Source organism: Dysgonomonas gadei ATCC BAA-286 (genome assembly GCF_000213555.1).
Classification (GTDB): Bacteria; Bacteroidota; Bacteroidia; order Bacteroidales; family Dysgonomonadaceae; genus Dysgonomonas; species Dysgonomonas gadei.
The window spans coordinates 283,470-296,036 of the sequence record NZ_GL891982.1 but is presented as its reverse complement, the minus strand read 5'-3'; the positions used below and the strand labels follow the sequence as shown (position 1 = coordinate 296,036).

The 12,567-nt window shown below is 39.2% G+C and carries 5 protein-coding genes; 4 read left to right on the top strand and 1 reads right to left on the bottom strand.

The features are described from left to right. Positions 1-134: 134 nt before the first annotated feature. On the top strand, positions 135-965 hold the full coding sequence (locus tag HMPREF9455_RS09590; RefSeq protein WP_006799479.1) for a Spy/CpxP family protein refolding chaperone: 831 nt from the start codon (positions 135-137) through the stop codon (positions 963-965). A gap of 64 nt (positions 966-1,029) precedes the next feature. Here HMPREF9455_RS09590 and HMPREF9455_RS09585 read toward each other — a convergent pair whose 3' ends face one another. Further along, positions 1,030-5,004, bottom strand: coding sequence for a hybrid sensor histidine kinase/response regulator transcription factor (locus HMPREF9455_RS09585; RefSeq protein ID WP_006799478.1), 3,975 nt, complete (start codon positions 5,002-5,004; stop codon positions 1,030-1,032). A 479-nt stretch (positions 5,005-5,483) separates the two neighbouring features. Here HMPREF9455_RS09585 and HMPREF9455_RS09580 point away from each other — a divergent pair, with 479 nt between their 5' ends. From HMPREF9455_RS09580 to HMPREF9455_RS09570, 3 genes are read left to right on the top strand one after another with little or no spacing between them, the layout of a single operon-like run. Continuing rightward, entirely contained in the window at positions 5,484-8,633 is a 3,150-nt protein-coding gene (locus tag HMPREF9455_RS09580; RefSeq protein WP_006799476.1) for a SusC/RagA family TonB-linked outer membrane protein, read from the top strand. A 57-nt stretch (positions 8,634-8,690) separates the two neighbouring features. Then, entirely contained in the window at positions 8,691-10,292 is a 1,602-nt protein-coding gene (locus tag HMPREF9455_RS09575) for a RagB/SusD family nutrient uptake outer membrane protein (protein WP_006799475.1), read from the top strand. 12 nt (positions 10,293-10,304) lie between these two features. Continuing rightward, entirely contained in the window at positions 10,305-12,407 is a 2,103-nt protein-coding gene (locus HMPREF9455_RS09570) for an alpha-galactosidase (RefSeq protein WP_006799474.1), read from the top strand. Positions 12,408-12,567 lie beyond the last annotated feature (160 nt).

Genomic DNA, 12,567 nt, shown 5'->3' with positions numbered 1-12,567 from the left:
ATTTTGTATGATATTGATTATATGTGAATTGTATATAGGTTACAGAATGTGATGAAAAGTTAAATAATAAATATGGATTAAACCCCGGTCTCCAAATCATATCTAACCACTATAAAACATTTAAAATAAAGATTATGAAAAGATTATTTTTATCATTGGCTATAATAGCATCTATTTCCCTTACAGCATCAGTTAGTGCACAGGGAGGAAAAAGGGATGGAAAGCGTGGTACAGATTTTCAGAAAGAATTGAATCTGACTGCTGAACAGAAAGAAAAAGTAGAGTCTACCAATAAGGACTTTAAATCTAAAATGGCCGAACTAAGAGCTAAGTCTGATTTGTCGAAAGAGGATCGGCAGGCAAAAGTAAAGGAATTAAGAACGCAGCATCAAACAGCGGTAAATAATATACTGACTCCCGACCAACAAACTAAAATGAAAGAACTCATGGCTCAGAGGGGAAACAGAGACATGAAAAAAGGAGGTAAGGAGTTGAGCATGCGTGGAAAAAAAGATGGACGCAGTAAAGACATGAGAGCGGAAAGAAGAGGAGACCGTATGAAGGATTTAAATCTGACAGAGGATCAGAAACAAAAGATCAAATCATTGAATGAAGACTTTAGGACAAAATCACGAGAGTTGGCAAAAGCGCATCGTGAGGAACTGAATAAAGTATATACTCCTGAACAACAAAACAAACTGAAGGAATTCAGAAAAGATTTTAATAAAGACCGTCGTTTCGCGTTTAATGGAAGGAGAGAAATGGCTAAACTTGATGAAGCAAGCAAGACCAAATTGAAATCATTGCGTGAAAACTTTGAGAAGGAGAAGAAAGCTGTGGAATTGAGCCGTATTGCTCCTGATGCTCAAAAACAAAAAATTGCTGATTTACGTCAGAATTTCCGAAGAGAAAAACAAGAGATAATCAAAGAAGCGCGTAAAACTCAAAATAGCCAACCTACATAACACATTTATATATTTTCAAGAAGGCTGTCAAATATTTTGACAGCCTTCTTTTTTTTGGGGTATTCTACTGCCTGCTTTGTTTTTCAAACTCCTTGGGTGTCATACCATATTGAATCTGAAATAATTTGATAAAATAGGATGGAGAGTTTATTCCTACAAGATAACAAATTTCATTTATCCTGTATTTCCCTTCCTGTATCAGTTGAGCTGCTTTTTGCAGGCGGACCAACCGTATAAAATCGGTAGGAGTAGTATCTATGGTTGCTTTGATTTTCCGGTGGAGGCTGGAGCGGCTCATATGAATGCGGTCGGCCAGACCTTCAACATTGAAGTCTGCATCAGTTATATTGTCATTAATGACTTCTATCACTCTGTTCAGGAATTGTTCGTCGGCCTTGTTCATATTTGATTGTTGAATAGGTAAGAATGGTTTTTTCAGGAATAGCTCTATTTCCCGTTTCCTGTTGTTCATCAGCGAAGTCAGCAATGTTTGCAGGTATTGAAATGAAAAAGGTTTCTCTACATATGCGTCGGCGCCTATCTCAAGACCTTTGATTTTGCTTTGCAGGTCGTTTTTAGCCGTAAGCAGAATGACAATTATATGGCTGTATTCTATATCGGATTTTATAGATTCGCATAATTCGAATCCGTCCATTTCCGGCATCATTACATCGCTGATTACAATATCTATACTTTTTACCTTTAATATTTTTTGAGCTTCTATTCCATTTTTTGCCCGCTCCACAATGTATAGCTCGTCTAGTTTGTCAGCTATGAAATTGAGCATATCCGTATTGTCTTCAACTACTAAGACCGATTCTACATTCCTTTTCTTTGTCGAGGTTGTGTCGTGCTCTATAATATATTCTGATTGGGGTTCCGGTGGTAATTTATCTTCTATTCTGGACTCCTGATGCAAAGGGATTTTTAATATAAATGTATTCATTCCCGATTGCGAACTGTATAATAAATACCCGTCATGAAGTTCTGCTAAAGAGCGGGCAAGGGAGAGACCTATCCCAGAGCCGGAGGTTTCACGGAAAATAGTCTTTAATTGAAAGAACGGTTCAAATATTTTTTCTTTTAACTCTTCAGGTATTAAAGGCCCGTCATTTGATATCTGAAAAGTAAAGTATGTTTTGTCTCCGGAGAGAGAAATATCTATTGATGAATCTGAATACTTGAAGGCATTCGACAATAAATTGGTTAATATTTTAGTCAATCCTTCTCTGTCTACCGATGCAAAAATAGGATTATTGTCTGATGGCTGTATATTGATTGATTTTTTTGCAGAGGTAAATTGTTCGTCGAAGCGAGAAAGTATTTCGTTTAACAACAGGGTTATATCTGTATTTCTGAAACTTAGCAGGAACTTGTTGCTATCCACTTTTCTGAAATCCAGTAATTGATTGATGAGGTTAAGCAATTGCTTGGTGTTTTGTTCTATTATTGTAAGGTTCCGTTTGACAGAATCATTCGGAATGTCCATTTCTATTATAGATTCCAAAGGGCCATTGATGAGAGTAACAGGTGTGCGTATCTCATGGGCTATATCAGTGAAAAAATCGACTTTGGCTTCATAAAGTTCCCTTTCTTTTTCTATTTCAAACAGCTTCTGCTTTTCGTTATTCCTTTTCTGATATTTCTTCAGAGAAAATCTCATAGAAAAATATAAAGAGGTTATGAATAGTATGAAATATACGAGATAGGCAATATTCGATGCCCACCACGGTGGTAGTATCACAATCTCCAGTGAAGCACCTTTTTCATTCCATAAGCCATCATTGTTTGTACCTTTAACTTTGAATATATATTTACCCGGAGGAAGTTTGGCGTAAGATGCGCTGTGATTATTTTTTGTATATATCCATTCTGTATCTATATTCTCCATTTTGTAAGCGTACATATTGGCTTGGGGTGCGGTATAACTGAGAGATACAAAGTCGAGGATGATATTGGCCTGATTGTATGGTAATTCTATCTTATCGGTATATAGAATACTTTTTTTAAGGGGCGAGCCTTCCATATTAGAATCAACTTCCTTATTGAATACTGAGAGTTTGGTAATATATACAGGAGGAACAAAATTGTTTGCTTTAAATTCTTCAGGCTTGAAGGCAATCATACCTTCCATACACCCAAAGAAGAGTTTACCTGAATTACTTATCAGTCCCGACTTATAGTTGAACTGGTTGGATAATAATCCCTCGTTCTGTGTAAAGATTTTTATATCCTTTGTTTCAGGATTAAAGCATACCAGCCCCGAATTAGTCCCAAACCAGAGATTATAATGTTTGTCTTCCAGTATCTTATATGCGACATCGTCGGGTAATCCTTCCTTTATTGAGTATGACGTAAATTTTTTGTCTTTCTTGTTGTAAACACAGATGCCACCCCGGTCGGTAGAAAACCAGATTTGGCCTAAATGGTCTTCGGTTATGCTGCTTACAGAATTGGAACTTAATTTGTTTTCTCCCTCAGCTTTGTGATGTATGACAGTATCTTGTTTAGGGTCATATTGGAAAACCCCATTACCCATTGTAGCTATCCATATATAGCCATCCGAATCCTCCATAATGTCGTATGTATAGCTTAGACCGAACTCCGTCATATGCCTGAATTTCATACTGCCTTTGTCGGCAATAAATATGCCCCAGGCATTACCCAGCCATATTCTTCCATTCCGGTCTTCACATAGTGCGTATATACTTTCTTCATTCAGCCCCATGTCTAGGTGCGAGTAATGTTGCATATTATCTGATGGACGATGGATTATATCGAGTCCGTTTTTAAAGAAACCAACCCAGATTTTTGATTCCTGAACCAATATAGCCAGGGTCTTATTGTAAGAAAGATTATTTACCGGCCTGAATTTTTGTGTCTCCGGATTAAATACGGAGACGCCAGCATCTTCAGTGCCAATCCATATAGTTCCGTTCTTATCTTCTTTTATTTCCCGTATCCGTTTCGAGTTGAGAGAGCCGTATTCGCTGGTAGGGAAATATTTTTCGAATTTATTATTCCTGTTCGGAAGATAATTCACACCGCCAAAGTTAGTTCCTACCCATATTCCTCCCTCCTTGTCCTTATATATCTTTTCTACTATATTGTCGGAAAGAGAATGGCTGTTGAGAGGGTCTTCTTTCACATGGTCTACAGTATGCAGTTTTTCGTTTATAATGTATAGACCGGCTTGTGTGCCTACCCATATTTCCCCATCGTTGATAATGGTCACATGCCTGATTATTTTGTAGTTCAGGTCGGGCACATTCATATCTCTCAGTATATTCCGGCGTTTATCTAGCTTTAACAATCTCTCTTCGTGTATACCAATAATAATATCATCATTATCATGGCAAATCGTATATATATTTTTTCCTGCAAGGGTTATATTATTCACTACATTGCCCAGATATTGGGTAAAAGTATCATCAGAATCATTATATAGAAATACCCCGGACCCGTTCGAGCCGATCCATACTCTTCCGTTTTTTTCTATGGCAATACATTGTGGGTTGCTTATGCTGGGCTTAAGGTCCTTAACGACTGTATACAAATATAATTTTCCGGAGGTAAGTTCATATCTGAATACACCCTGATTGGGTACTACGATCCAGATATTATTATTCTGGTCCTGTTGTATATCGGCGACCCATTCATCAATGCCTGTACCCTGTGATGTGTTTAAGTCAAAAGAGCTGAACCTTTCTGTTACAGGATCGAATATGAAGATTCCCTTGTCTGTTCCCAGCCATAACTTTCTGTCCTGGCTTTCAAATATTGCACTGACGTTGTTGTTCCCTTTTTTTGTCACATTATCATAACAGTTGTATACTTTAAGAGAAACTCCATCGTAACGGTTGAGCCGGTTGCGTGTACCAAACCACATAAATCCGTGACTATCCTGATAAATGGATTTGACATTGTTTTGGGACAGGCCCATATTACCGTCGATTATAGAAAAATAATAATCGCTGGCGGATATATCTATAGTGAAGGACAGAAATATAAATATTGTGGTTAAGTATAAATTTTTCATGGAACAATATTATGTGAAAGAAAGTATTTAATGTAACACCACTTAACCATAATCGGCTATTGTTGCAGATGCAAAAATGAAAGATAGGTCTGCGACCTGAATAACGGATATCGTATTTGTAGCAAATATACGTATTCTAAAAATTACAACCGTCGCAATAAATATAACAAATGTCCGATTCTGGACAAAAAATACTTTTTACGACATATCTTTTATTTTTTGACATGACAGGAATTCCTGCAATAGAAGGTTAAATTTACATTTGCATCGGAGTGGATATTAAGGATACCGGTAAAACATATTAAATAATCCATGAGCTACCATTTGTGTTATTTTATTATAAACATTTAAATAAAAAATGCTATGAAAGAAAAGAATCCATAATGAAGATGGATAGTTTTTTGAAAAACCTGATCACGACGTCTATTATATTTCAAACAATTAAAACCATAAATCTTTTTATCTAAAATAAATAACTTATGAACAAGCGTATAAATCTCAAATCCGAGCTGAAAACAGTACTTACACTTCTGCTGTTTTTTATGTCGGGAGCCATTGCTTTTGCTCAGAGTATAAATGTTACAGGAGTTGTAACAGACGGGCTGACAAAAGAACCTCTAACAGGTGTTTCGGTTGTTGTTAAAGGCACTACTACAGGAACATTTACGGATATTGAAGGCAGATATTCTATATCAGCCGCAAAAAATGCAGTATTAGTATTTTCTTTCTTAGGTTTTGAATCTAAAGAAGTCCCTGTAACAGGGGAAATAATAAACATCTCATTGGAATCTCAGGATTTCCAGATAGATGAAGTAGTGGTAGTCGGCGCCGTTATGAAAAAAAGTGACTTGACCGGGGCTGTTTCGGGGGTGAGCGGTAAAGTATTACAGGAAAGACCGGTGACTAATATCAATCAGGCACTTCAAGGCCGTGTAGCCGGTGTTCTTATTAACTCTGCGGCGAAACCGGGAGATGATTCTTCCATAAAAATCAGAGGTATCAACACTATTGATGGAAAAACGGATCCTATTTATGTCGTTGACGGTTTAGTTATGGATAATTATGGTGGCGGATTTAACTCGGTCAACCTGAACGACGTAGCTTCTATTGAAGTATTGAAAGATGCTTCGGCGACAGCTTTATATGGCTCCCGTGCCGCTAATGGTGTTATTTTGGTTACAACAAAAAAGGGGAGTAAAGGAGAAGGCAGAGTGAATTATGACGGATGGGTTGGGGTTCGTTCATATGCGAAAAGACCTGCGACAATGAACTCAAAACAGCTATTCGAGCTTCGCAGAGATGCGGCTAGTAATAGTTTTATGGCAAGACATCCGAATGCGACACAGGCCGAAATTGATGCCAACATGCAGAATCGTATTATGACTGCCTATAATCCAAGAGGCGGGGGAGGATATGTATTCGGGCAGTATGAACTGGATGCCTATAACAATCCCAATTTTAAGGATTATGACTGGTTGGACGAGGTCACCCGTGATGCGGTGGAACACAATCATGTTTTGAGTTTTACAGGCGGAAGCGATAAAGGAACTTATTATTTAAGCTTTGGTTTTTCTGATCAGCAAGGTATGGTAAAGAAGATGGGAAGTAAAAACTATACGGGACGTGTCAATATTGATTTTAACGTTAAACCTTGGTTGAAAGTAGGGACAAATACTTCGTATATCCGTACAGAGTCGCAAATACACGCCAACGACGATGTTTTTGATAAAGCAAGAGGCGCTAATCCGATGTTGCCGGTTGATTACGATCTGCTTACACTAAACTATGGAGGATATGATGATGAGAATTACTTCAATCCACTGGGAACATTGCGTATAGACAACGACAGGGTAAGAAACCGTATCATCAGCTCCAATTTCTTGAATATCAATCCGGTTAAAGGACTGAATATAAGGACGACTTTCGCAATTAATAATTTTGAAGAATCCACTTTCAGATATCAACCGAACGATATCCAACAAGCTATTCGTTACTCTAATAAGGGAGAAGCAGAACACAAAAGAGATAATGTTACAACCTGGCAATGGGACAATACTATTTCGTACGACAATACTTTCGGAGTTCACCGGATTAATGCGTTAATAGGGACCAGTACATCTAAAAATTCACGTAACTATACCAATGTTACAGGACGTGGATTCGATTCCAACCTTTTCGGATATCATAACATAGGAGCCTCGGAACGCCTTAACGACAGACTTATCAGTTCTGATTTTTATACCTCATCCTTGATGTCATATTTTGTGCGAGGCAATTATACATACGCCGATAAATATTACCTGACTGTTACTGCCCGTTATGATGGTTCTTCTAAATTTTCACAAGGTAACAGATGGGGTTTATTTCCATCTTTCTCAGGGGCATGGAACGTTACTCAGGAAGACTTTATGAAAAATATGACGTTTTTCGACCAATTGAAAGTACGTGTCGGGTATGGTATTGTAGGTAACCAGGAAATTGACAATTATTCCTATATGACCCTGTATAAGCCCAATATAGTAAACGATCCTAAAAACGGTTACTCTACAGTTTACGTTCCTGATTCTAAACAAGGGACACTGGATATCAACTGGGAATCGCAACATCAATTCAATGTCGGATTGGATATGGCATTCCTCAACAATAGAATCAAGATTTCGGCAGACTATTTCGATATTACCAATAGTGATCTGTTGATGACCAGAAATCTGGCTGAAACTTCAGGTTTTAAAACGGCTGTTGTGAATATCGGCGAAATCAGGAACCGGGGCATTGAGTTTACGGTAGACGTTAATGCGTTGAGAACAAAAGATCTGGAATGGAATATATCGGCAAACTTCTCTAGAGACAAAAACAAAGTTACCAAGCTGTATGGAGATGTTGATCACGTCTTTAAATATGATGATTGGCAGAGTCTGAAAAAAGACGGTAACCTGTTTTTGGGAGAATCGCGTAACACTATTTACACATGGAAAACCGGAGGAATTGCTCAAGCCGGCGATATGGATCGCCTAAACCAAATAGACTGGCAGGGTAAAAATGTAGGACCCGGCGATTTGTATCCGCTGGATGTTTCTGGTCCGAACGGTACACCCGACGGAAAAATAGACGATAATGACCGGGTGATAGTCGGTTCCTCCGACCCTAAGTTTTATGGAGGATTCTCTACAGATTTCACTTATAAGGGTATTTCTTTGAACGCGGTATTTAATTATTCCTACGGGGCTAAAAAGTTGAGTTCTTTGTACGAAACACTTATTGGTAGCAATGGCAGGAGTCTGGCTTCCGTCGATCTGCAGGATCGTTGGGCACCTGAAAACACAGATGCCAAATTCCCACGTCCTATGTATCAGGATGGAAACGATGGAGCGTCGGCGTTTAATCCGTTTTCTGCCAGCCAAATGGATTTCTCTGTACAAAACGCTTCTTATCTGCGTTTATCAACACTGACTTTGTCGTATACTTTTCCGAGAAATATAGTCAATAGTCTGAAACTGGACAATCTGAGAGTGTACAGCACTGCTTCTAATGTATTCTGTCTGACTCAATACAAAGGTTATGATCCTGAAATGGGAGACTGGTATCCGCCGACAAGAATGTTTGTCTTTGGATTGAATGTATCATTCTAACTATTTATTAATGAGGGAAACCGATTGTAAAATGAATTAGAAATAAACCAAATTATTATGAAAAAAATAAATATAGTGTTGCTTGCTGTTGCCAGTTTGTTCGGTAGCTATTCATGCAGCGATTTTTTAGACGAAAGACCTCAGGGTGCGCTGACGCCTGATCAGGTTTATAAGGATTTAGGAATCTTGGAGCGTACGGTTGACGGTTTATACAAATCGTTTCGTGATTCGAAGGTACAACGACAGGGCTTTACCTTTTACCTGATAGGTACAGACGAAGCCCAACAAGGTATTAAAGAAGTGTTGACATATGCGAGTCAGCCTGGGCTCGATTACTATAATGGTCAGTTAAACAGCGAGTCTGATAGAATTTCAAATATGTGGCAGAGTAAATGGCCTATCATAAATACGGCATCGTTGAGCGTTTGCGGACTTAGTGTTTTGGAACAATCGGAGACGGATGAGGCAAAACTGAAAAGGATCAAGATACTGAAAGCCAATGCCAGTTTCATGCGTGCCATGTCTATGTTTGAACTGGCGATGTATTGGGGAGAGGTTCCGGTTATTGAAATTACAGATTTGAACCAGACGGAAATCGATAGATCGAGAAGACCATTGACTGAAGTGTGGAAACAAATTTTTGAGGACTTTAAATACGCATCCGAAAATCTGGACGAAGGCAAACAGACCGGGGATCGTGCCACCAGAGGGGCGGCTGTAGCCATGTTGGGCAAAGTATGTATGTATGCGCCTCAGGAGAGCGGTTATCGTGATTTTCAGGAAGCCATCGGTTATTTTGAGCAAATAAATGACGGACGCTATTCTTTAGAGCCTAGTTATGCGACATTATTTGACGAATGGGGTACGTTGGAGTTTAATTCTGCCGAGTCGGTATTTGAGATCAACTACGAACCTAATGACAACGGAAGAAGCGGATGGCAGTGGGACTTTGGTTCTAAAACCCTGGGACAAGCCGGTTATAGCGAAGAATGCTACCTTGGAGGATGGGATGTGATTATGCCGACAGTATATGCATACAGTATGAAAGACGATGGTGGAGTTTGGGAAGACGGAGACTTGCGCAAAAACGTCAATCTGCGTTATGAATGGATTTACGATGGTAAGACCTACACCGTTCCCACAGATGCAGCCGATGAATTGGATCCCCACGTTAAAAAATGGGAAGATAGACGCATTGATAAATTTGCGCCTGCTTATCCGAATGTCTCTAACAGAAGTTATTACAGGGTGGGTAAGAATTATCCGATGATTCGTTTTGCGGACGTTCTTCTTTGTTATGCCGAATGCCTGAATGAAACAGGAAAAACTGCCGACGCAATCAACGTTGTGAATAATCAGGTGCGTAAACGTGCCTGGGGAGGAACACTTCCGGCTGATAAAGAGTGGAAAGGCCTTTCTCAGGAACAATTCAAAGAAGAGATGATGAACGAACGTATGAGAGAACTTTGTTTTGAAGGGTGGAGACGAATGGACCTTATCAGAACCGGCAGTTTTGTGAAGCTGATCAAAGAACGCAATCGATGGGCTAAAGAATCCAATACGATTCAGGAATATCACATGCGCTATCCCATTCCGAATACCGAAATCAATAACAGTACGGATATTACGGAAGAAGATCAGAACCCGGGATATAATTAAAATAAAAACGAAATGGCTAAAACAACAGGTTTTATAGCTTTTATTTGTATAAGTTGCATATGCCTTCTGGCATGTGCATCTTGTACAAGTGAAAACAAAATAGGAAATAAAGAGTGGTCTGTCATTTATAATGAAGGTACCAAAACATTAGATTACAATCACAATGGAAAAAATATATTGTCCGGTGTATTTGTAAAAGCAAAAGTAGGAGATGACTTTATAGAAAGCACTGCTTATCCGGAAGTAAGTATTGCTAAAGAATCTGTTTCCGATATATTCGGCAATGGACAAAAATTTACTGTCAGTTATACTGGCTTATCCGGTAAACCTGATATCAAACAGGTATATTATTTCTATTCTGATAAGGAATACTTTCTTACAGAAGTATATCTGGAATCTTCAACAGATATTTCCAGTAATTATATAGCTCCGGTGTACACTATGGCACGAAATACTTTTTTACCACATGATGACAGTAACCGAGCATTGCGTGTCCCATTCGATAATGATGCTTTTGTACACTACCTTTCATCTCCCCTGACAGGAGAGGATATATCTTTCGAAGTAACGTCCATATTCAATGGAAAGGATCGGAACGGATTGGTTATCGGCTCGGTGGAACACGATACATGGAAGACTGGCATTCGTTACAAAGGGGAAGACAATCAATATATTACCGAACTGGAATGTTATGGCGGCGTAGCTCATGAATTAACAAGGGATATCAGTGACAAACCGGACAGGCCATCAAAAGAACACGGTAGTATAAAAGGAAAAAGCCTGAAATCGCCTAAAATATTCTTTGGCTTTTTCTCCGATTGGCGCCGAGGATTGGAGACGTTTGGTGAAGCGAATGCTTTGGTGGCTCCTCCCCGTAAATGGAATGGCGGAACACCTTTTGGCTGGAACAGCTGGGCTGCAATGGCAGAAAAAGTAAACTATGAGGGGGCAATAGATGTTTCCGATTTCTTCAAAAATGAATTACAGCCAAATAGTTTCGAAAACGACAATACTGTTTATATCGGACTGGATTCTTTCTGGGATAACTTTTCAGAAGATCAACTTCGTACTTTTGTAGAGCATTGTAAAGCTAACGGGCAGAAAGCCGGGATCTATTGGTGCCCGTTTTCTGACTGGCACGGAAATGCAGAAGCTACAGTTGAGGGCACTGACGGCAAATGGAAATACAAGGATATTTACTTATATGCTAACGGCAAACCCCGTAAAGTGGAGTCATTGGCCGTAGACCCGACTCATCCGGCAACAAAGCAAAGAATGGATTATTACATCAACAAATTTAAGAAACTGGGATATACTTATGTGAAACTCGACTTTATCAATAACGGCACGCTCGAAGCCGATTCTTTCTACAATCCTGCTGTAACAACAGGTGTACAGGCATATAACGAAGGTATGAAATACCTGTCGGACCTGTGTGGTGAAGATATGTTTATGGCCTTGTCCATCGCCCCTACATTTCCATCTCAGTATGGGACATCGAAGCGTATCAGTTGTGATGCATGGGGAGCGATGACAGAAGGTGAATGGGGCACTACAGGTTATATGCTCAATAGCCTTTCATTCGGATGGTGGCTCGACCGCGTTTATCCGTTCAACGATTCGGACCATATCCTGTTATATAAACCTCAGGAGGCGGCAGATTATAAAGAAGGAGCCAACAGAGGACGTATTACTTCGGCTGTTATTACCGGTATCTATATGCTGGGTGATAATTTCAGTCTGAAAGGAAGTTTCCCCGGAGATAAGGAAGCCCGCGATAAAGCCATGAAAGTGGCTACAAACAAAGATATCAACGATATAGCCCGTATAGGCAAGTCTTTTTATCCGGTAGAGGGCTATACCGCCGCTGAGCCGGATAAAGCGGAATTGATGTATATGCTAGACACAAAAGAATATATTTATGTGGCTATCTTCAATTTTGACAAAAATACGGTTAAAGAAGGAAATCTGGATCTGACCCGTGTGGGACTGAAGAATGCCGATAAATCAGAAGTGAAAGAACTGTGGACATCCACTCAGCTTTCTATTAACAATAATAATCTGCAATACTCTGTTCCGTCACAGGATGTAAGAGTATATAGAATAGATAAATAATCCGCATAAATAGAGAATGATGAGAGTTTGGTTATCATGATCTAGTGTGGCAGATATACATATATACCTCGTATACAAATGAATGAGTGAGCGGCAAATAATTCTCGTTTGTTTAGAGGTGTATATGTATTCTCCACAAAATCGAAGGCAAAAGGAATAA